Annotated in this window: 16 protein-coding genes; 9 read left to right on the top strand and 7 right to left on the bottom strand. The window is 48.8% G+C overall.

All coding sequences use genetic code 11. The annotated features are described in order from the left end of the window. Positions 1 to 2: 2 nt before the first annotated feature. The 4 genes from Q4A89_RS07915 to Q4A89_RS07900 all read right to left on the bottom strand — a co-directional run bounded on the left by Q4A89_RS07915 (position 3) and on the right by Q4A89_RS07900 (position 4,698). Positions 3 to 689, bottom strand: coding sequence for a zinc metallopeptidase (locus tag Q4A89_RS07915; RefSeq protein ID WP_303184746.1), 687 nt, complete (start codon positions 687 to 689; stop codon positions 3 to 5). A gap of 110 nt (positions 690 to 799) precedes the next feature. Further along, a complete protein-coding gene (locus Q4A89_RS07910; protein WP_303184745.1) occupies positions 800 to 2,071 on the bottom strand; it encodes an adenylosuccinate synthase in 1,272 nt (423 codons plus the stop codon). Between the two features lie 25 nt (positions 2,072 to 2,096). After that, positions 2,097 to 2,594 carry a Fur family transcriptional regulator gene (locus tag Q4A89_RS07905; RefSeq protein ID WP_124752423.1) on the bottom strand — a complete coding sequence of 166 codons (498 nt, stop codon included), beginning with the start codon at positions 2,592 to 2,594 and terminating at the stop codon, positions 2,097 to 2,099. A gap of 43 nt (positions 2,595 to 2,637) precedes the next feature. After that, positions 2,638 to 4,698 (bottom strand): dihydrofolate reductase, encoded by a 2,061-nt coding sequence (locus Q4A89_RS07900; RefSeq protein ID WP_303184743.1) that lies wholly within the window; start codon positions 4,696 to 4,698, stop codon positions 2,638 to 2,640. Between the two features lie 332 nt (positions 4,699 to 5,030). On the opposite strand from Q4A89_RS07900, the gene Q4A89_RS07895 reads away from it, so the two are divergent. Both Q4A89_RS07895 and Q4A89_RS07890 read left to right on the top strand, forming a co-directional pair. Continuing rightward, complete coding sequence (locus tag Q4A89_RS07895; RefSeq protein ID WP_303184742.1) at positions 5,031 to 6,464, top strand: RNase adapter RapZ; 1,434 nt, start codon at positions 5,031 to 5,033, stop codon at positions 6,462 to 6,464. Further along, positions 6,461 to 7,210 (top strand): nucleotidyltransferase family protein, encoded by a 750-nt coding sequence (locus tag Q4A89_RS07890; RefSeq protein WP_303184741.1) that lies wholly within the window; start codon positions 6,461 to 6,463, stop codon positions 7,208 to 7,210. Before Q4A89_RS07895 ends, Q4A89_RS07890 begins: the two co-directional genes overlap by 4 nt. Here the strand turns inward: Q4A89_RS07890 and Q4A89_RS07885 are convergent. Continuing rightward, positions 7,205 to 7,780, bottom strand: a complete 576-nt coding sequence (locus Q4A89_RS07885) for an RNA polymerase sigma-70 factor (protein ID WP_303184740.1) — start codon at positions 7,778 to 7,780, stop codon at positions 7,205 to 7,207. The genes Q4A89_RS07890 and Q4A89_RS07885 overlap by 6 nt on opposite strands. Before the next feature lie 287 nt (positions 7,781 to 8,067). Between Q4A89_RS07885 and Q4A89_RS07880 the strand changes: the two genes are divergently transcribed. From Q4A89_RS07880 to Q4A89_RS07850, 7 genes are all read left to right on the top strand, one after another. Then, on the top strand, positions 8,068 to 9,084 hold the full coding sequence (locus tag Q4A89_RS07880) for a FecR family protein (RefSeq protein WP_303184738.1): 1,017 nt from the start codon (positions 8,068 to 8,070) through the stop codon (positions 9,082 to 9,084). Positions 9,085 to 9,125: 41 nt separating this feature from the next. Beyond that, positions 9,126 to 12,509, top strand: coding sequence for a SusC/RagA family TonB-linked outer membrane protein (locus Q4A89_RS07875; RefSeq protein ID WP_303184737.1), 3,384 nt, complete (start codon positions 9,126 to 9,128; stop codon positions 12,507 to 12,509). Positions 12,510 to 12,520: 11 nt separating this feature from the next. Next, positions 12,521 to 14,029 carry a SusD/RagB family nutrient-binding outer membrane lipoprotein gene (locus Q4A89_RS07870; RefSeq protein ID WP_303184736.1) on the top strand — a complete coding sequence of 503 codons (1,509 nt, stop codon included), beginning with the start codon at positions 12,521 to 12,523 and terminating at the stop codon, positions 14,027 to 14,029. 12 nt (positions 14,030 to 14,041) lie between these two features. Further along, positions 14,042 to 15,094 (top strand): endonuclease/exonuclease/phosphatase family protein, encoded by a 1,053-nt coding sequence (locus tag Q4A89_RS07865; RefSeq protein WP_303184735.1) that lies wholly within the window; start codon positions 14,042 to 14,044, stop codon positions 15,092 to 15,094. Between the two features lie 296 nt (positions 15,095 to 15,390). Then, positions 15,391 to 16,023: a class I SAM-dependent methyltransferase gene (locus Q4A89_RS07860; RefSeq protein WP_303184734.1), complete on the top strand. Its 633-nt coding sequence runs from the start codon at positions 15,391 to 15,393 to the stop codon at positions 16,021 to 16,023. A 62-nt stretch (positions 16,024 to 16,085) separates the two neighbouring features. After that, positions 16,086 to 16,559 carry a GAF domain-containing protein gene (locus tag Q4A89_RS07855; protein WP_303184733.1) on the top strand — a complete coding sequence of 158 codons (474 nt, stop codon included), beginning with the start codon at positions 16,086 to 16,088 and terminating at the stop codon, positions 16,557 to 16,559. 258 nt (positions 16,560 to 16,817) lie between these two features. After that, the gene (locus Q4A89_RS07850; RefSeq protein ID WP_303184732.1) at positions 16,818 to 18,245 is read left to right on the top strand and encodes a CCA tRNA nucleotidyltransferase; all 1,428 of its coding nucleotides are present in this window, start codon (positions 16,818 to 16,820) and stop codon (positions 18,243 to 18,245) included. On the opposite strand, the gene Q4A89_RS07845 is transcribed toward Q4A89_RS07850, so the two are convergent. Together Q4A89_RS07845 and Q4A89_RS07840 are read right to left on the bottom strand one after the other, a co-directional pair. Next, on the bottom strand, positions 18,234 to 20,453 hold the full coding sequence (locus Q4A89_RS07845) for a bifunctional (p)ppGpp synthetase/guanosine-3',5'-bis(diphosphate) 3'-pyrophosphohydrolase (protein WP_124752429.1): 2,220 nt from the start codon (positions 20,451 to 20,453) through the stop codon (positions 18,234 to 18,236). The two genes, Q4A89_RS07850 and Q4A89_RS07845, sit on opposite strands and share 12 nt — an antisense overlap. Positions 20,454 to 20,534: 81 nt before the next feature. Then, positions 20,535 to 21,185, bottom strand: a complete 651-nt coding sequence (locus Q4A89_RS07840; protein WP_303184731.1) for an HAD family phosphatase — start codon at positions 21,183 to 21,185, stop codon at positions 20,535 to 20,537. Positions 21,186 to 21,383 lie beyond the last annotated feature (198 nt).

Below are 21,383 nucleotides of genomic sequence, written 5' to 3'. Positions count from 1 at the left end.
CGTTAGTTTCGTCTTCCGCCTAAAAAGATCATAATGTAATACAAAAGGGTCGCCAGCGAGCCGAGTGCGGCAACGACATACGTATAGGCTGCCGAGCGCAAGGCGTCTTTGGCCATGCCGTCCGTCTGATAATTCGTGATACCGGCAGTTTTCAGCCATGCCAAAGCCCGACGGCTGGCGTTGATTTCGACGGGCAGGGTGATGAAACTAAACAGCGTCGTTACGGCAAACAGGACGATGCCGATCAGCAGTAGTTGCGGAAAAGCTTTCAACATCAACATGCCTCCGAGCAGTACCCACTGCACGATATTGGAAGAAAAGCTGACGACAGGCACAAGCGCCGAGCGCATCTTAAGAGGACCGTAAGCCGTCGCGTGCTGTACGGCGTGCCCGCATTCGTGCGCCGCTACGGCAGCGGCGGCAATGCTGTTGCTCGCGTAGACCGGTTCACTGAGGTTCACCGTCTTGTTCACCGGATTGTAATGATCCGTCAGCTGTCCGGCAACCGAGATCACCCGCACATCCGTAATCCCGTTTTCACGCAGCATTTTCTCTGCCACATCGCGTCCCGTCATGCCGTTGGGCATCGGGATTTGAGAATACTTTTTAAACTTGCTCTGCATCCGGGCCGATACAATCCAGCTGATGACGGCGATGCCGATAAAGAGCACCCAATATAAAGAATACATAGTCATTGTTTCTACTACTATTAAAATTAATACTATATCATCGGCTCTGCTGCAAAAACAGTGCCAGCCGACAAAATGTCAGTCATCTGCCGAAAACACATGCACGACGGTTATTCGGTATACCGGATAATCGTCTGCTCACGGTCAGGCCCTACGGATACGATCTTGATGGGAACGCCCAGCTCTTCTTCAAGGAAGGACAGATAGGCATTAAACTCTTCCGGAAATTCGTCCTCGTTTTTCATCGTTGTCATATCTGTCTTCCATCCGGGAAGCTCCGTATAAATGGGAGTCGTCGATGTTTCCGTCACTTCAAAAGGGAAGCGCGTAACCTCTTTCCCGTCGATCCGATAGGCGACACATGCCTTGATCGTATCGAACGTATCCAGCACATCGCTTTTCATCATGATGAGCCGGCTAACGCCATTGATCATAATCGCATACCGCAACGCTACGAGATCGATCCATCCGCAACGACGTTTACGCCCGGTCACAGATCCGAATTCGCGTCCGCGCTGACACATTTCTTCGCCCGTTTCGTCTTTCAGCTCTGTCGGGAACGGACCGCTTCCGACACGCGTACAATAGGCCTTGAAAATACCGTACACTTCGCCGATACTTCGCGGAGAGATGCCGAGCCCCGTACAACAACCGGCACAGACGGTATTCGATGACGTAACGAACGGATAAGAACCGAAGTCGATGTCGAGCATCGTGCCTTGCGCACCCTCGGCCAGTACCGACTTACCCTCGGTCAGGCATTCGTTGATCTCATGTTCGCTGTCGATCAGTTCGAACTGTTTCAGGTATTCGAGCGCTTCGAACCACGGTTTTTCCAGATCGGCCATATTGTATCCGTAGTTCATGGCACGCAGCATATTTTCATGACGGCGTTTGGCTTCGGCGTATTTCTTTTCAAAATCGTGGAGAATATCCCCGACACGCAAGCCGTTGCGACTGATCTTATCCGTATAGGTCGGGCCGATGCCTTTGCCGGTCGTACCGATTTTACCGGTGCCTTTGGCTGCTTCATTGGCCTGATCGAGGATTCGATGCGTCGGCATAATCAGATGAGCTTTCTTCGAGATACGCAGCTGTTTACGAATATCGTATCCGCTGGCGGCTAACGATTCGGCTTCTTCTCTGAACAATAACGGGTCGAGCACGACGCCGTTTCCGACGATGTTGATTTTACCGCCCTGAAAAATCCCGGACGGAATGGAACGCAGGATGTATTTCTTTCCTTCGAACTCGAGCGTATGTCCGGCGTTCGGGCCTCCCTGAAAACGGGCAACCACATCGTAGGATGGTGTCAATACATCGACGACTTTTCCTTTGCCTTCGTCGCCCCATTGTAAACCTAAGAGAACATCTACTTTCATCTTCTTGTATTATTTTTTGTTTCGTTTATTTTTCGGTCTTCCGAGCAGCCGCCGACCGCTTGTTCCGGTGTGTCATCCGGAATTTGCACTTCGAACAGATGCCGTAGACGTAGAGCGAATGATACTCGTACGTGAACCGCGAAGTACGAAAGCGCTCTATCTCCCTCGAGAGACGCTCGTCTTTGACTTCCTTCACCGCCCCGCAGTAATTACATATCGCATGATGATGTGTTGCCGCCACCTCGTGCAACTCATACTGCACCAGTTGCGCGGTGAATTGATGACGGATCACGATATGCGCGTCCATGAGGGTCTCGATCGTGTTGTAGATGGAAGCCCTGCTGACATGAAAATGATCGTCGTCCAGTTGTTTGTGCAACATCTCGACGTCGAAATGTCCTTGAATCCGGCAGATATGATCCAAGATCATGAAACGCTCCGTTGTTTTACGCATCCCCTTCTCAATCAGATAGCGTGAAAACCGGGCCTTCATTTTCTCGAAGTCATACAGGTCTGGATTCATTTCTTTTTCTTATCTGTTCTTGACGTTAAATAATCCGTCGATTTTAATTGTATGTCGGAAGGAAAGAATATTCCTTGCTATACCGAAGCATCTGCTCTACATACCCTTCGGTATAGTCGAGTATAATATCCGTCACTTCGCCCTGCGCGTTCTTAACTTCCTTCATGACCGGATTGACAAATCCTTTGTATGGAGCAAGGTTCAGACGCTGATAACGCTCCAGCACCTCTTCGTGAAGAGCCCGGTCTACTTTGACGCCATACGTTTCTACCAATTGCTTGCCGGCATTGAAATCTCCTTCGCTCTTGATGCGTTGAAGCTCGCCCAAGAGTTCGCCGAAGAGCGTCCGCAACTTTTCGTAGTCGTTGATCGAAACAAACGTCTTACCATCGCGATTCTCGAACGAAACGACGTTGTCCGGTTTCCCTTTTTCGTAAGCCCAGCGGGCAATCAGCTGCCGGTTTCGCATGTGCGCCTCTTCGATGTCTTTGCCCGGCTGTATGCGCACGAGCTGAGTCATCAAACCATTCATGAGATATTTGTAATATTCCGCCTTGTAAGCTTCGAGATCGCTCAACAGGCCGAGTTCGAGCAGCTTCTTATCGGCCAGATAATACAGCGCGAAAATGTCGGCACGAGCCTCTTCGAGGGTCGAGCTGTAGGCTCCGAGCGCATTGGGGTCTGTACCTTCGAGCAGCTGCCCCGAGCCGTGTCCGAGGCATTCGTGCAGATCGGTATGCAAATTGTCGGTGATAAAACCGTATTGCTCGATCCGTTCGCGTTCCGTATCGTTGATGACAAATTCCTCCTTAAACCCGTTTCCTTTCGCGGCTTTATCGTAAGCCTCCGTGATATTCTCGATCGTCACCGACTTGGAGCCGTAGTGCTTGCGGATCCAGTCCGCATTCGGCAAATTGATACCGATCGGCGTTGTCGGGTAACAGTCGCCGCCAAGCATCGCCACGGTGATGACTTTCGCTGTGACGCCTTTCACCTCTTCTTTCCTAAAACGCTTGTCCATCGGCGAATGGTCTTCGAACCATTGCGCGTTCTCGCTGATGATTTTCGTACGTTTCGTCGCTTCCCGGTTGATGAAATTCGTAATCGACTCCCAACTTGCTTTCATGCCCAGCGGGTCGCCGTACGTCTCCGTAAAACCGTTGACGAAGTCTACTTCCGACGCAAGGTCTTTCACCCAGAGGATGGCATAGGCGTCGAACGTTTTGAGGTCGCCCGTGCGGTAATATTCGATCAACTTCTCGATAACGGCTCTCTGCGCGTCATTCTCGGCAAAGGCAACGGCTTTTTGCAACTCGTCGACGATGCGTTCAATCGCTTGCGTATACAATCCGCCCACTTTCCAGACTTTTTCGACAAGCTCTCCGTTTACTTTGGCCAGCCGGCTGTTGAGACCGTAGGAGACAGGCGTCGTATCGTTCGGGAGACGCATGCGGGCATAGAACGTTTCTGCCTCTTTCTGCGTGATGCCTCCCTCGTAGTAATGATTCGCCGAAGCCAGAAGGATATCGCCTTCACCGCTCTGTACGGTCCGTTTGGGCATCACCTTCGGATCGAAGATAACCGGCGTGATTTCCTCAAGCCATTGCTCGACGCTCTGCCCCTCGCGAAGGGGTAGGCGGGCCACATCGACCTGACGAATACATTCGGCAAAAAAATCCGGTGTAAGACCTGTCGGTTCGAATTTATCTTCGGCATAATGATGGTGAATCCCATTAGCCAGCCATACACGTTTGAGGTATGTCTCCAGCGCCTTGAACTGCGCATCGTTCCGATCGCCTTTATATTCCTGATAAACGGCTTCGAGCGCACGACGAATAGCAAGGTTGTAACGGCAATTCTGGTCGAACAACATATCGCGCCCCATCAACGCGGCTTCCGAGAGATGATAAAGCAACTGTTTTTGTTGCAAAGTCAAGGCTTCGAATCCGGGGACTTCGTAGCGAAGTATTTCGATGTCGGCAAAACGATCGACCGTGTAGTCGATTTCCTGTTGTTTTGCAGCTTCATCATGAACAGTCTGCGATTTGTTGCCGCAGGCAGTAAACATTACGGTTGTCATAAGTGATAGAATTAACTTTTTCATCGAGTCATTATTTTTCAAGACGTGCAAAGTTAATGATTAATTTGGAAACGTCCGTTTTTTCGTAACGACAAATCAGGGCTGACGCATTAAAATGACATTACTGCAATGGCGTTGAGAAATAGAGGATATGGATATATGCTTATCTATGTATACCTTGCCGACGATGCACGAAAGTCTTCGTAGGGTTTATTAAGCTTGCCGGAGATGTCCGAAAGCGGTTACCGTCTTCTTACCGCATACTTTTTTCATGACGCCGTCTTCAACATCTGCTGTTGAAAAACATACGGTCTGTTTTCTTTTTCCAATAATTTGCCGTACCTTCGTGTCCCGTAATGATAACAGATGAATTAAAACGACTATATCGCCTGCAAACCGGCACGGAAGCCGGAGAGATGACAGAACTCCCGTCGTCGGGTTCGAACCGGCGTTATTTCCGGCTGGCAGGCAAATACTCCTTGATCGGAGTATGCGGCACGTCCGTCGAAGAAAATGCAGCTTTTATCTATATGGCGCATCATTTCAGGCAGCAGGGATTACCTGTCCCCGAAATCTATATTCATTCCGACGATAAGCGTTACTATCTGCAAGAAGACCTTGGCGACACGCTGCTTTTTCATGCTATCGAGAAAGGACGGCAAAGCAGTGTCTTCAGTCCGGAAGAACGAGCGCTACTGAAGAAGACGATCCGGATGCTGCCGGCGTTTCAGTACACTGGTGCGCAAGGCTTCGATTTCTCGCGATGCCACCCACAGCCCGAGTTCGACAGCCGACTGGTAATGTGGGACTTGAACTATTTCAAATACTGCTTTCTAAAAGCTACCGGTCTCGAATTTCAGGAGGCACGACTCGAAGACGATTTTCAGCAGATGTGCCGGATGTTGCTACGCGACTCGGAAGAAACCTTTCTGTACCGCGATTTTCAGTCGCGCAATGTAATGATCAAGGACGGAGAGCCTTATTTCATCGATTTTCAGGGAGGGCGCAAAGGACCGGTCTATTACGACGTCGCATCGTTCCTCTGGCAGGCCAAGGCGCGGTATCCGAACGAGCTGCGGGAAGAACTGCTCAACGAATATATTCAGGCGCTCCGGAAATATACGGACGTGAATGAGGCGGCATTCCGTAACCGACTCAAACAATTTGTATTGTTCCGCACCCTACAAGTACTGGGTGCCTATGGGTTTCGTGGCTATTTTGAGAAGAAACCTTATTTTATCCAAAGCGTACCGTATGCGTTAGAAAATCTGCGCGAACTGCTGCACGAAGATTATCCCGAATATCCGTACCTCTGCTCCATTCTGAAACAACTGATCCAATTGAAACAGTTTTCGGAAGAACGCCGCAAACGCATGCTCGAAGTAAAGATCGTGAGCTTTGCCTACAAAAAAGGAATCCCGAACGATCCGAGCGGCAACGGCGGAGGCTTTATCTTCGATTGCCGGGCAATCAATAACCCCGGTAAGTACGAGCGGTTCAATCATTTCACGGGTCTGGACGAGCCGGTCATCCGTTTTTTGGAAGACGACGGCGAAATCACCACTTTCCTCGGACATGTGTACTCTCTGGTCGATGCATCCGTCAAACGATACATAGACCGTGGGTTTACGAATCTGATGGTTTCTTTCGGATGTACGGGCGGACAGCATCGTTCCGTCTATTCAGCCCAACATCTGGCCGAACATTTGCATCGGAAGTACGACGTCAAAGTACGACTGATCCATCGTGAGCAAAACATCGAAGAGATTTTTGAAGCCAAAAAGAAATGAAAGCGATGATTTTTGCCGCAGGACTCGGAACGCGCCTCAAACCGCTGACCGACGAGACGCCTAAAGCATTGCTGCCCGTCGGCGGAAGGCCTATGCTCGAACATATTATCCTGAAGCTGAAAACTGCCGGATTCACCCATCTTGTCGTGAACATTCATCATCTCGGCGAACAGATCATTGAATTCCTTGCTTCCAAAAATCATTTCGGACTTCATATCGACATCTCGGATGAGCGCGACTATCTGATGGATACCGGAGGGGGAATTAAACAGGCGCAATCGTTTCTGAAAGGCGACGAACCGTTTCTGGTGCATAATGTAGATATCTTCTCAAATATCGATCCGGGAGCGCTCTATCGTCATCATCTGACTTCGGATGCACTGGCCACGCTTGTGGTAAGTCACCGTCAGGCCGCACGCAGGCTGCTCTTCGGGCAGGAAAAAGACAATCGTCTCTACGGCTGGCGTAACCGCAACACCGGAGAAGTACGCTCGCACTATCCGCAGTTCGACCCGTCGAAATACTTGGAATATGCTTTCGGAGGCATCCATGTGATCTCGCCAAGAATCTTCGACTTGATGGAAGAATGGACCGGCAAGTTCTCAATCATTAATTTCTATCTTTCGGTCTGTGCCAAAGCTCCGATCCGCCCTTATGTGCAGGACGACCTTCGGCTGATGGACATCGGCAAACCCGAAGCGCTTGCCGACGCAGCAGCATGGTTACGCGATAACGGTTTGTTATAGGCCGAGAAAAAGAATCGGCAGCAAGTCTTTTAACTCTATCCTTAATTGCCTTAAGGCTTGCTGAATACGATAATCAATCGTTTTGGACGAAACTTTCAGCCGCTCGGCAATTTCTTTATAAGTAAGCCGATGAAAGCGATTTAACTCAAAAGCCTCACGATAGCTTTCCGGCAGGTGTGTCAAAGCTTCTTCGATCCGTCGGGTCAATTCTTCGTAGTCGTAGAAATCAGGGTTCTCGAAATGCGACGACATCTTTTCATGGACGATATGGTACGCTTTTCGTTTCAACTCATTGCGATCAATTAAAGAAAGACAACGATTGCGTACCGCACGGAACAAATAATTCCTCAGAGAGGTTTCAAACGTTACCCGCTGACGGTTTTCCCATAGCCAAACCATGACTTCCTGCACCACTTCTTCGCCGTCTTCGGGCTCAAGAAACTGTCGTGTATAAGCGCACAGCACCGGATAATATTTGATAAAGAGCGCGTCAAAAGACTTTCTGCATCCCTGACGGATTTGCAAGAAGAGCGTTTCATCCGATACCCCGAAACTTTTATCTTTTCTCATGGCCGTTCTTGTTTCTTTTACAAAAATAGGACAAAAATACGAGGAAGAATCGTCGCTTTGCTGAAGTCTATACAGAAAAAAGATATAAAAACGTCGCTAATATCCTCGTGTACTCCGTTCGCGATACAAAAGTATCATTTTTTGTCCTGAACAGACAGAAGGCTCTTCGATAAGACATCATGAAGAGTCACGGATTCTGCCGGCACATTAAAGAAAGCACAGTAAAAATATCTCTCCCAACGGATGGCAACGTTTAGGATATTTTGCGAGTGAACCGTCTTCATAATATGGAAACAGAGAAGAAGATCGAAGGGGCGATTTTGCTGGAATATTTCTCCGGAAAGCTTTCCGGGAAGCAAAAAGTCGAGGTGGAAACATGGATTGCACAGTCGGAAGCCAACGAGCAACTGGCCTACGATATACATTATATATATTACAGTACGGAAATACTGAGGACAATCCGTGAAACAAAGACGATGGAAGCGTTGCGAAACGTCCATCGCAAAATCGTATGGCGACGTCTGAAAACCGTCGGGCGATGGGCACAAAGGATCGCCGCTCTTTTATTCATCCCGCTCTTTTGCACGATGCTTTACCGACACTTTCTCGAAAAGACGATCGAACAGGTAGAACTCCGCACTTCTCCAGGCATGGTGGCAACCGCCACTCTTCCCGACGGGAGCAAGGTCTGGCTCAATGCTGACTCACGCATAACGTATCCGAGTGAATTTATAGGCAACTGTCGAGAAGTGAATCTCGATGGCGAAGCATATTTTTCGGTACATAAACATCGTAACCGGCCATTCATCGTACACACTTCTGCCGGAGCAAAGGTTGAGGTGCTCGGCACGGAATTTAACCTGGAAGCTTATCGGAAGGATGAACTGGTCAACGCCACGCTGGTCTCCGGTTCCGTTCGTTTCACATATCCATCGAACGATCACGGCGAGTCGTCCGTCGTGCTGAAGCCAGACGAATCTGTTCGATACAACAGAACAACGAAGCAAATGGTTATTAAAACAATAAACACTCAAGCACAAACAGCATGGAAAGACGGTCTTGTCATCTTCCGCAACACTCCGTTCAAAGACGCGTTAAGAATCCTCGAAAAACGTTTTAACGCTCAGTTCGATGTAAAAAACGAGACATTATACGAACATTCGTACACCGGGCGCTTCGATACGCAACAACTACCGCTTATTCTGGAACATTTCCGTCTCTCGTCGGGTATTCGGTATCGAATAATCGAGCCGAAGCGGAAAGAGGATGCCGTACAAGAGAAGACCATCGTAGAGATTTTTTGACACAGACATTATAATGATTTATCCAAAAACATGAAGAACGTATGAAAAACAAACAAACCAATCGGATCATCCGGCACGGATTCCTGTCGTGCCATTTATTACAGCGCAAACTACAAGGACTTGCGTTGATGACTTGCCTGCTACTCTGTACAGGAGTGATGCGGGCAGCGGAAAGCTATGGACAAACAACCCTCCTGACACTGAATGCGCAAAATCGCACGATGCAGGAGGTCTTGGACGAAATCGAGCGACAATCCGAATTCCATTTCTTCTACAACAACCGTCAGATAGACATGACGCGTGTGGTAACCATTAAAAGTGAGGGAAGAAATATCTTTTACGTATTAGACCGACTATTTGCCGACATGGGTATTCAGTACAAGGTGCTCGACAGAAACATCATTTTATCTCCGAAAGAGCCATCGGTCGCAACGGTGATACAAGATAACAGGCGCAAAGTTGTGACGGGCACCGTCGTGGATGCATCGAACACTCCGATAATCGGTGCGAACATCGTCGAAAAAGGCACAGCAACCAACGGTACCGTAACGGATGTTGATGGAAAATTCAGCTTGTCTGTACCTGACTATGCGACCCTTGTGATTTCTTATATCGGTTATCACACGCAGGAACTCACAACGCAAAACAAAACATCGTTTACGGTTGTACTGATAGAAGACACGAAGATTTTGAACGAAGTGATCGTAACGGCCTTAGGTATCAAGCGAGAAGAAAAAGCTCTCGGCTATTCGGTACAGAAAATCGGAGGAGAGGCACTCTCGGCAGTGAAAGGAACTGATGTCGCATCCAGTCTGACAGGTAAAATCGCCGGTCTGGCGATTCACAACAGTTCCGAAATATCGGAGAAACCAAGGCTTATCTTGCGAGGCGAGAATCCGCTGATTGTGGTAGATGGCGTCGCTTATGGAAATATAACTCTACACGACCTCTCGGCCGAAGACATCGAAAGTATCGACGTACTGAAAGGTGCGACGGCTTCAGCCTTATATGGTGTACGTGGTCGCGCCGGAGCTATCATGGTGACAACGAAGAAAAGCGGTGAGTCCGGCACACTGACTGTCAATATTTCGAATCATACAATGGCAGGAATGGGTTATCTGAAAATTCCGAAAGCACAGACATCCTACAGTACAGGCAACTACGGGCAGCTGGAGTACAACAGCGGCTATGTATGGGGGAACTATATGGATGGCCGCGAAGTAAAGCAGTATGACCCACTGACGATGGAACACCAAGTGATGCCCTTGCTGCCGAGAGGGAAGAACAATATCTCAAACTTCTTTCGTTCGGGTATTATCACCAATACGAACGTGAGTATTTCGCAAGCCGGCAAGCTGGGAGGTTTCCGTATTTCGGGTACGCAAGTTCACGAACGAGGCTCCTATCCTAATACAAGCCTGAACAAATATATTCTGACAGGCGGCGGCAACATCACATACAACAATTTTAAAATTGACGCCAGCTTTTCCTATAAAAAGGAAAAAGTGCCGAATATGCCGAGAGTCGATTACGGCAATGGAAATATTTTCTATAATATGTTGATATGGAGCGGAACGGAATACGATGTGTTCGACTACAAAAATTACTGGAAAGTCAAAGACCGGAAGCAAAACTGGCCTTTCGAAGCATGGTACGATAATCCTTACTATATCATGAACGAACGGATTCGCCGGCAGGATAAAAACCTGTTTACAACGAACGTGACGCTCTCGTACGATTTTATGAAGAACCTCTCTGTCATGTTCCGTTCGGGTTTCGATAATTACAACAATGATGAGGACTACCGCCAGTCGATCGGAGACAGCGGTCAAAAGCGAGGGTATTACAGATATGAACAATACGACGGATCAAGTTTCAATAACGATTTTATCGTAAAAGGGGATTATTCATATAATAACTTGGAATTTGACATCATTGCGGGGCTCTCGTCCTACTGGTACAAAACCATTTCGTTCAGAAGTAATACCCGTGGTGGGCTTTCGGTGCCGGGATTCTATTCGCTAAACGCTTCGGTCGAACGCCCAAGTGTTTCGAAAGGAATCAGAGAAAAAGCACTCTACAGTATTTATGGAAAAGCAGGTCTATCATGGAAGAGTACGATCTATCTCGACGTTACCAGACGTAACGACTGGTCATCAACACTCCCTTCTTCCTCAAGGTCTTACTTTTACCCTTCCGTATCAGGAAGTATTATCCCGACAGCGCTCTGGAATCCGGCCGAAGATATGCTGGATTTCTGGAAAGTCCGTGCCTCGTGGACAGTGGCTAAAAGGGATCTGGATGTGTATGAACTGAACCGAGTCTATTCGGTAGAAACAGATGTGTGGAACGGATTGTCTACCGCAACATACCCGAGCACCTTACGTGATCCGAATATCAAACCTGAAACGGAGTCGTCGTTTGAATTCGGCACGGATTTTCGGTTTTTTAACAACCGATTGGGATTTGATTATACCTATTTCAATCGATTGCGTTATGACCGATTGATTTCGTCGAGGATATCGACAGCTTCCGGGTTCGGACGAATCACGACGAATACCGCAGAAGAAATCCGGCAGCGTGGCATGGAGTTCACTCTCAAAGGTAAACCTATCGTAAATCGCGACTTCACATGGGAAGGAGCATTTAATGCAGCATTTTTCCACTGGTACTACGACAAGCTCGATCCGGTGTACAGTTCGAAAGACCCTCGCATCAAAAAAGGAGAACGATTCGATAAGTTTTTCTACTACGATTGGGAACGCGATCACGAAGGGAATATCGTTCATCAGGCTGGGCTGCCTGTGAAAAACAAATATCAAAGTGTGATCGGAAACAGCGATCCGGATTTGATTCTGGGTCTCAGTTCCAGCTTCACCTACAAAGATTTCGACCTGAGCATCTCGTTAGACGGTCGCCTGGGCGGTATGATGTACTCATGGACAGAGCAGGCATTGTGGCATGCGGGATCACATCCGGATAGTGATAATCAGTGGCGCTACGACGAGGTAGTGAACGGAAAGCAGAATTACGTCGCCCCGGGCTCGAAGGTTGTGAATGGATCCGCCTCATACGATGCTTACGGCCGGGTGCTGCACGATACCCGTACATTCGCTCCGAACGATGTACCCGTATCTTACCAAAGCTACACCATGATTTATAATGAAAATCCGTGGGATCACCAGCCTCGCCAGAATATCCTCGATGCGTCATTCGTCAAACTGCGCGAAGTGGCACTGAACTATTCTTTCCCTGCCCCACTCGCACATAAACTACTTATGAAAAATGTACGGGTCGGCATAATCGGGCAAAATTTACTGATGTGGAGCAAAGCGTTCAAGTATTCAGATCCGGATCGCGGAAAAGAGAACCTGAACTCTCCGACCACCAGATATATCGGTTTTAATATTCATTTGACATTATAATACTTATCCTTATGAAAAAGATAATTTACTCCTTACTCTCCGTCATGCTGATTGCTTGCGGCGATTTCGACGATATTAATTTGAATCCGGATACACCGACAACGGTGACTCCCGATTTTCTGGCAACAAGAGTCATTCTCAATACGACGAACAGCCCGACAAGCAAATGGCTATTTGGCGATTCATGGCTGATGAAGTCTACCGGCTTTACCGAGCACATGGAATGGTACATGTACAATAAATTCGAACGCGGCAATTACGACGCCTATGGTTACCTGATCGACACGCAGAAGATGGTCGAGTTAGTACGAGCCGATGAAGGCATGGCAGAAAACAAAAAACACGCTTATGAAGCGCTAAACTATTTCATGCAGGCGCTGGTCTTCTATAACGCAACCATGGCTATGGGCGACATCCCCTGCTCGGAAGCGTTGAAAGGAGAATCTAAAGGCATCGTTTCGCCCCCATATGATACCCAGGAAGAGGTATTCGAAATCATTCTGAGAAACTTACAGAAAGCGTCCGAACTATTCGGTTCGGCTTCGGCATTCGAAGGTGATTTCGTTTATAACGGAAATCCAGTCAAATGGCAGCGTACGACGAACAGTTTCATGTTGCGTGTACTGAACATGTTAAGCAAAAAACAGTCCGTGGCTGGTATCGATGTACGCAACCTGTTCGAGAAAACAGCAGCCTCTCCCCTGATCGAGAGCGAAGCCGACAGCTATCAGCGCACATACAGTGCCGGCAAAAGTAGTCAGTGGTATCCGTTCTACCACGAGAAACAGAACTTCTGGCCATATCCTGTTTTCACGTCGTTCTTTGTGAATATGCTGAAGGATTTGCAGGATTACCGCCTCTTTTATTTTGCAGAGCCTGCGAAAGTGTTGACTGCCGACATGTCTTCCTTCGATGCATACAGTGGTGTAAATCCCGTATTGGAATACGGACAGATTCAAGCCGAATTTACGGCCGGAAAACATTCTACGATAAACAAACGTTATCACCGTATGCCACAAGGCGAGCCGGTAAAATTCATCGCCTATACCGAAACGCAATTTATATTGGCCGAAGCAGCCTTGCGAGGATGGAAGACACCCGCCTCGGCTAGGGAGCATTATGAAAAAGGAGTCCGCTCCGCCATGAAGTTTACGGCTGAGCATACGCCCGAAGCATATCGGCACGGAAGAACGATAGATGATGCGTATATCGACGAATATTTAAAAGGTAAAGCCGCATTTAACGAAAAAGAAGGATTAAAGCAGATTATGATTCAGAAATATATCGCATCATTCGTACAGTTACCGTTTAACTCGTATTACGATTATCGGCGTACGGGCTATCCTCAATTGCCCTTAGACCCGGCAACGAATATGAATGAAATCAAAACACAGTATCCCGTACGATGGATGTACCCTGAAAACGAATATGAGCGAAATAAGGAGAATGTAGAAAAAGCAACGAAGCGCCAGTTTGGCGGGAGAGATACCCCGAACGATGTCATGTGGCTGTTAAAATAATGTACCAATAAGATGAGACACTGGAAATATATTGTTATTGTGTTCCTTCTCTGTGCCGGTTGCCGTCAAGAGAAACCTAAAGAGATTACCCTCCTGCAGTTCAATATTTGGCAGGAGGGAACGATGATCGAAGGAGGATTCGCGAGTATCGTGAACCATATCGCTCGTCTGCAACCGGATTTTGTCACATTCAGCGAAGTACGCAACTATAACGATACGGATTTTATCGCTCGTCTGATTAATGCGCTATCGGAGGCGGACGTAACATACTACGGCGAACGAAGCGTAAGCACAGGAATTATATCCAGATATCCCATTTTGAAGCAAGAAGTCGTTTATCCACTGCAAAACGACCGGGGATCGGTATTGAAAGCCAGCTTTCTGGTTGAAGGAAGAGAAGTCGTTGTTTATTCGGCTCATCTGGACTGGCTCAACTGCTCCTCTTACCTCCCTCGCGGTTACGGAAGCAGCGATTGGAAGAAGCTACCTCTGCCAATTACGGAGATAGACTCCCTATTGGCCGACAACCGGGCATCTTTTCGCGATGACGAGATACGTGCCCTGCTCTCGGACGCTCAAAAGGAGCAGGACAAGGTCGTCCTGATCGGAGGCGATTTCAACGAGCCTTCCCATCTTGACTGGCAAGCCGATACGAAAAACATACGCGATCATCACGACGTCGTGATCGAATGGGACTGCTCGGCACTCTTATACTCCAACGGATTCGTCGATGCCTTCCGCGAGAAGTATCCCGATGCCGTCGACTATCCGGGCTTCACGTTTGCGGCGGATAATCCTGCGGCAAAGCTCGATCAATTAGTATGGTCTCCCGATGCCGATGATCGGGAACGCATCGATTTTATCTACTACCGTTCGGACCATACGATCGCACTGAAAGATATCCGGATAGTCGGACCGAGTGGTTCCATCCTTCGGGGAGAGCGCGCTCCCGATAGCGGTAAAGATACGTTTATCGAACCGATAGACGTATGGCCTACCGATCATAAAGCGCTACTCGCAACCTTCATCTTGCTTCCGGAAGGTTATAGTCAGACTGTAAAATAATAAATCAAAACGGATTGCAGAAATGTATAAATAGGTAAGCACAAAAGAAAAATAAAGAATCACCGTGTAAGCATAAAAATAGATCGACACCTTCAACTTGCCCAAAGCAATTATTAACTATTTTTGCATTGGTTCTCTTATCCCAAACATATAGCTTTGTATAATTTTAAAGCAGAATATCTTGGATAAAGTATAACAATTGTTGGACCGGCAAATAAAGCTTTTCAAGAAACAAAGACCGATTGTACAACTCTATCTGTTGTTTCTTGAAAAGTTTATAGCCTATTAAAATAATCATGAAATCAATAGCAAACGCTATCAGCAAAAAGAACAGAGATCGCAAATACAGGTATTTTAAAGAGAATATCGGGTTTACGTCCGACACAAAAGTGTTGGATGTAGGGTTTGCCAACCATGAATTCTCACCGATCGACAATTACTTGGAAAAGCATTATCCCTTTCGAGCGAATATAACGGCCCTCGGTGTAGGGGGCAAAGATGAGTTTACAAAGAACTATCCGGATGTCGAGGCCGTACTTTATGACGGAAAAGTTTTCCCTTTTGCGGACAAAACTTTCGACATCGGGTGGAGTAACGCTGTTATCGAACATGTCGGGGGAAAAGACAGACAACTTTTATTCCTGAAAGAATTACTGCGTACGTGTCGCACGGTTTATTTTACGACACCGAACGTTTATTTTCCTGTCGAACTGCACACCCGAACGCTGTTTCTACACTGGCTACCCAAGACTTTTTTCGACCGGTATTTAAGGCATATCGGGAAATCATGGGCAGCAGGAGACTATATGTACTTATTGTCGAAGAGACGAATCATGGATTTGTGTCGGGAGGCGGGTGCTCAAAACGTCATCATCAAAGGAAACCGTCTTTTCGGATTTGTGATGGATTACAGTGTCATGATAACATAATTTGAAAGAGAAAAATTATTTTTGCAGCTCGATTATGTAACCGTTTATAAGACTGTTTGACTATGGCTGAAGAAATAATCATTCATCAGGGAGGGAAGTCGGAGAAGTATAAAACGTTGCTGCCGCAGATGCGGGGCTTGCTTTCGGGAGAGTCTGACAGGGTGGCCAATATGGCCAATTTTGTGGCCGCTCTCCAAACGACGTTCGGCTTCTTCTGGGTTGGTTTTTATGTCGTGCGTGAAGAAGAGTTGGTGTTAGCGCCTTTTCAAGGGCCGGTAGCTTGCACGCGTATCCGTCACGGAAAAGGGGTGTGTGGCACCGCTTGGAAAGAACGGTGCACGCTGGTGGTCGACGATGTGGATGCTTTTCCCGGACATATCGCATGCAGTTCCGCCTCGAAATCGGAGATCGTTGTTCCGATGATACGCGACGGTGAAGTCGTGGCGGTGCTCGATATCGACAGCGACGAGTATGCGACGTTCGACAACGTCGACGTGGTCTGGCTGGAGAAGCTCGTACAAGCTTTCCCGTGGTAACGTCTCTTCGCTGAATCGGGGAAGAGGGTGTGTCAAAATGCAATGTTTGGGCACACCCTCTTTAGGTGTGTAAGAATGGGTAAAAAGCAAGGCGCTAAGGATGAGGGTGAGGGAGCATACTAAGGTATGTGACCGAGCTCTCATTCCGCAAGCAACGAAGCAGTTTGCCCGTTATGACACACCGCCATAAAAAGAAGCAGGTCGTTTTGTTCTACAACCGACTTGCACTATCTTTGCACGCTCAAAAGCAACCGGATCATGTTTTATTACGAAGCAGATATAGAGAAAGTCCTTTCCGGACAGCCCTTCCCGTTGATTTCGGAAACAGCCGACGAGCTGGGGCTGGAAACATACGTCATCGGCGGTTATGTGCGCGACATTTTCCTGCGCCGTCCGTCGAAAGACATTGACGTGGTGACGGTCGGGAGCGGCATCGAGCTGGCCAAGGCTGTTGCGAAACGGTTAGGCAGAAAGGCTCATCTGTCGGTATTTAAAAATTTCGGTACGGCACAGGTGAAGCACGGCAGGCTGGAGCTGGAGTTCGTCGGGGCACGCAAAGAGTCGTACCGGCGAGACAGTCGCAAGCCGATTGTCGAAGACGGAACTCTCGAAGATGATCAAAATCGCCGTGATTTTACGATCAACGCCTTGGCGTTGTGTCTGAACGGCGATCGCTACGGCGAGCTGGTCGATCCCTTCGGCGGATTAGATGATCTGGAAAACCTGCGCATCGTAACGCCTCTCGACCCGGACACGACGTTCAGCGACGACCCGTTGCGCATGATGCGCGCCGTGCGTTTTGCATCGCAACTCGGATTCTTTATCGATCCCGATACGTTCGACGCCATCACGCGCAACAGGGAACGTATCGGTATCATCTCGAAAGAGCGTATCGCCGACGAGCTGAATAAGATCGTGCTGTCGCCCAAGCCTTCGATCGGGTTCGAACTGCTCGACAAATGCGGATTGCTGGAGCTGATCTTCCCCGAACTGTGTGCCCTCAAAGGCGTCGAAACGAAAGAAGGCATCGGGCATAAGGATAATTTCGCTCATACGCTGATGGTACTCGACCGGCTGAGTCGTACGACGAACGATTTGTGGCTGCGCTGGTCAGCCTTGCTGCACGACATTGCCAAGCCGGCTGTCAAACGTTTTGACAACCGTCTCGGCTGGACGTTCCACAACCATAATTTCATCGGCGAAAAAATGGTACCCGGCATCTTCCGGCGAATGAAACTGCCGATGAACGAGAAGATGAAATACGTACAGAAACTTGTTTCGCTGCACATGCGCCCAATCAGTCTGGCAGACGATGAGGTGACCGACTCGGCCATCCGGCGATTACTCTTCGAGGCCGGCGATGATGTGGACGACCTGATGAAACTCTGCGAAGCGGATATCACGAGCAAGAACCCCGAAAAAGTGCGCCGTTTCCTGAATAATTTCCGTCTGGTACGTGAGAAGATGGCGCAGATCGAGGAAAAAGACCGGGTACGGAACTTTCAGCCGCCCGTTTCGGGCGAGGAGATTATGGCGACGTTCGGCCTACCGCCCTCGCAGCCTGTCGGAGTGCTCAAGGAAGCGATTAAAAACGCGATCCTCGACGGGGTCATCCCCAACGAGTACGAGGCCGCGGTACGTTTCATGCACGAGAAAGCTGCCAAGATGGGGCTTTCACGTGTTTAGCCGATCCACGTTCTTTACCCCTTTGACTGTCCGGATTTTCTTCGTCAGCATGTTCAGCGCCGAAGTATCTTTGACCATCACGGTGAAGTTGCCCTGAAACAGTCCGTCGACCGAATCGATCTGGAGCGAACGTAACGAAACACCGTCTTCCTTACCGATAACCGACGTGATATTCGTCACGATCCCAATATCGTCGTTCCCGATAATCCGCAACGTAACCGCGTATCCGTCGGTTCCTTTGCCGCTCCAGCGCGCCTGAATGACACGGTACCCGAACTTGCTGAACATCTCCTGCGCATTCGGACAGTTCGTGCGGTGAATCTTGATGCCGCGTGTGGAGACGAATCCGAAGATCGGATCGCCGAAGATCGGATTACAGCATTTCGACAACTTGTATTCGATACCCGTCAGATCTTTGTCGATGACAAGTACATCCTGATGCGAAGAGATCGTTTCGGCCTCCGTCGTCGTGATATACTCTTCCGCACTTCGATTCTCCATGTGTTCGGCTGCTTCTCGCTCTTTCCGTCCGAAATCGAGGTAATCGTCGATGATTTTGTTCACGTCCGATTTCCCTTCGGCCAGATGGATGTAGAAGTCGGTCACCGTCTTGAAACCGCTCTTTTTGATATAACGCATCAGCAGGGCTTCTTCTACCTCGATCTTCCGGTTCTTAAAACGTCGCTGCAACGATTCCTTCGCATATTCGACGGCCTTGGCCGATTCTTCGCGCAAAGCCTGTTTGATTTTCGAACGCGCTTTCGAGGTCGTCACGAACGAGAGCCAGTCACGCTTCGGTGTCTGGGTCTGAGAGGTGACGACTTCGACCGAGTCGCCGTTACGCAACAGGTGACGAATCGACACGTTCTTGCCGTTCACTTTCCCCGACACGCACCGACTGCCCACCTTCGAATGAATGGCAAAAGCAAAATCGAGCACCGTGGCGCCTTTTCCCAGTTTAATAAGCTCGCCGGTGGGGGTGAACACGTAAATCTCGTCTTGATAGAGGTCCATCCGGAACTCCTTCATCATATCCATCGGGTTCGACGTCTGGGTCTCGAGCATCGCGCGGACATCGCTCAGGAACTCGTCTAACCCATGCTCTTCCTTGATTCCTTTGTACTTCCAGTGCGCGGCCAACCCGCGTTCGGCCACCTCGTCCATGCGGCGTGTCCGTATCTGCACTTCGACCCACCGGTTCTTCGGCCCGAGGACCGTGATATGCAAACTCTCGTAGCCGTTGCTCTTAGGAACGGAAATCCAGTCCTTCATCCGTTTGGGATTCGGCTGATACATATCGGTAATGATCGAGAACACCTGCCAACACTCCGAACGTTCTTTGTCGAGCGGCGAGTCGAGAATGACACGGATGGCAAACAAATCGTAGATTCCTTCGAAATCGATGTTTTGTTTCCTCAGTTTATTATTGATCGAGTGGATGGACTTCGTGCGACCTTTGATGTCGAATTTCAGCCCCGACGCTTCGAGTTTCTCCTGTACGGGTCGGATGAATTCGGCAATATATTCGTCGCGCGAACGTTTCGTCTCGTTCAGCTTCGTTTTGATGTACTGATACTTTTTCGGATCGATGTATTTCAACGACAAATCCTCCAACTCGCTCTTGATGGTATAGAGACCGAGTCGATGCGCCAGCGGCGCGTAAAGATACGACACCTCCGTAGCCAATCGGATGCGATCCTTATCGTCCCTGATCTGCTTGCCCATACGCATCATGCAAAGACGGTCGGCAATCATGATCAGGATGACGCGCACGTCTTCGGCAAACGAGAAGAGCAGGTGATGAAAGTTCTCGGAGTTGACGGCCGTATTACGGGCATAGAGGTCGGAGGTCTTCAGCAGACGGCGAATCATCAGCGCCACCTCGTCGTCGAAGGTACGTTCTACCTCATCGAGCGTGACAGCCTCTTTCATGACCGGCCGATAAAGTAACAGAGCGATGACGGACGTCCGTTTCAGTCCGATATCTCTCGTCGCGATCAGCGCCGTGTTGATATTGCGCAACAAACCGTTGATTCCGTTGCGGTCGCGTCCGTAACAGTCGAGTGCGACGACCCTTCTCATCAGGCTTTTCATCTTCGGCGCGTCCTCTTTCTGCAGGCAATACGACAAATGTGAAAATAACAGACGATAGGTCGTGAAAAACTCTTTCTTCTCCTCCGGCGTAAAAAAGGGCGTTGTCTTATCCATAACGATGAGTCTGTAAATTCGTAAAAATAATGATTCGGATCAGGATCCGATATGGCCGGTGCGACCGGCAACGCGCTCCTCTCAGTCGAGCAGCGCAAGCATCTGTTCGTAGGTGAAGCCGCGGAAATCGGGAATCACGAGGTCGCACAGCCCTTCGATGGCTTCGGCCGGGTTCGTCGTAGCCAGCCCGACCACCTTCATACCCGCCCGGCGCCCCGACTCGATCCCGTGAAACGAATCTTCAAAAACGATGCAGTTCTCCGGCACCGTACCGCACGTCTCGGCAGCCAGCAGATAAGCGTCGGGAGCGGGTTTCGACCGGACAAACATCTCGGCCGTGAGGATATGCTCGAAAATCTGCCCCAACTCCGGATGAGCCCGGTGAACATGCGTCATCTTGGCTTGGTCCGAACTTGTCACCACTGCCATACGCACCCCGTTTCGTTGCAATACTTCTATAAGCATTTCGATCCCCGGAATATAATCGTAGCGCATGGCGCTCTCGAACTCCGCCAAACGGTCGAGAATCAATTGCTGCGCTTCGCGCTGATCCTTGAAATACTTCTCGAAGATCTGTATCAGCGTTTGCCCCTTGATAATGCTCCCGAAGTCGGGTATATCGGGTTGAAGTATCGGCGCCAGTTCTTTCCAGAAACGTGTATAATGCGTTTCGGTGTCGAAAATAACCCCATCCAGATCGAACAGGGCGGCTATCGGTTTCGTTTTGTCCATCTTAATCACGTTTTCGCGTAAAATCCGAGTACAAAGATATTATTTTCCGAACGGAAAAGGCGCAAATAAACGTAAAGTGAAAAATGAAGAGTGAAAATGAAGCCCTGCGGGTGTTGAGATATTTAGTTGTTGATTCGTTGGCCCTGTCATGTCCTGAAAAAAGTTGACAGAAAAATATCGGACAAAATGACAAAAAGA

The organism is Tannerella sp., from assembly GCF_030528505.1.
GTDB lineage: Bacteria > Bacteroidota > Bacteroidia > Bacteroidales > Tannerellaceae > Tannerella.
The sequence above is the reverse complement of the archived record's forward strand: the minus strand, read 5'-3'. Positions and strand labels throughout refer to the sequence as shown.

What these genes read in the sequence shown, in the direction of transcription:
- Q4A89_RS07915 (WP_303184746.1), bottom strand. Translation starts at nt 689, where the DNA reads ATGTATTCTTTATATTGGGTGCTCTTTATCGGCATCGCCGTCATCAGC.
- Q4A89_RS07910 (WP_303184745.1), bottom strand. Translation starts at nt 2,071, where the DNA reads ATGAAAGTAGATGTTCTCTTAGGTTTACAATGGGGCGACGAAGGCAAA.
- Q4A89_RS07905 (WP_124752423.1), bottom strand. Translation starts at nt 2,594, where the DNA reads ATGAATCCAGACCTGTATGACTTCGAGAAAATGAAGGCCCGGTTTTCA.
- Q4A89_RS07900 (WP_303184743.1), bottom strand. Translation starts at nt 4,698, where the DNA reads ATGAAAAAGTTAATTCTATCACTTATGACAACCGTAATGTTTACTGCC.
- Q4A89_RS07895 (WP_303184742.1), top strand. Translation starts at nt 5,031, where the DNA reads ATGATAACAGATGAATTAAAACGACTATATCGCCTGCAAACCGGCACG.
- Q4A89_RS07890 (WP_303184741.1), top strand. Translation starts at nt 6,461, where the DNA reads ATGAAAGCGATGATTTTTGCCGCAGGACTCGGAACGCGCCTCAAACCG.
- Q4A89_RS07885 (WP_303184740.1), bottom strand. Translation starts at nt 7,780, where the DNA reads ATGAGAAAAGATAAAAGTTTCGGGGTATCGGATGAAACGCTCTTCTTG.
- Q4A89_RS07880 (WP_303184738.1), top strand. Translation starts at nt 8,068, where the DNA reads ATGGAAACAGAGAAGAAGATCGAAGGGGCGATTTTGCTGGAATATTTC.
- Q4A89_RS07875 (WP_303184737.1), top strand. Translation starts at nt 9,126, where the DNA reads ATGAAAAACAAACAAACCAATCGGATCATCCGGCACGGATTCCTGTCG.
- Q4A89_RS07870 (WP_303184736.1), top strand. Translation starts at nt 12,521, where the DNA reads ATGAAAAAGATAATTTACTCCTTACTCTCCGTCATGCTGATTGCTTGC.
- Q4A89_RS07865 (WP_303184735.1), top strand. Translation starts at nt 14,042, where the DNA reads ATGAGACACTGGAAATATATTGTTATTGTGTTCCTTCTCTGTGCCGGT.
- Q4A89_RS07860 (WP_303184734.1), top strand. Translation starts at nt 15,391, where the DNA reads ATGAAATCAATAGCAAACGCTATCAGCAAAAAGAACAGAGATCGCAAA.
- Q4A89_RS07855 (WP_303184733.1), top strand. Translation starts at nt 16,086, where the DNA reads ATGGCTGAAGAAATAATCATTCATCAGGGAGGGAAGTCGGAGAAGTAT.
- Q4A89_RS07850 (WP_303184732.1), top strand. Translation starts at nt 16,818, where the DNA reads ATGTTTTATTACGAAGCAGATATAGAGAAAGTCCTTTCCGGACAGCCC.
- Q4A89_RS07845 (WP_124752429.1), bottom strand. Translation starts at nt 20,453, where the DNA reads ATGGATAAGACAACGCCCTTTTTTACGCCGGAGGAGAAGAAAGAGTTT.
- Q4A89_RS07840 (WP_303184731.1), bottom strand. Translation starts at nt 21,185, where the DNA reads ATGGACAAAACGAAACCGATAGCCGCCCTGTTCGATCTGGATGGGGTT.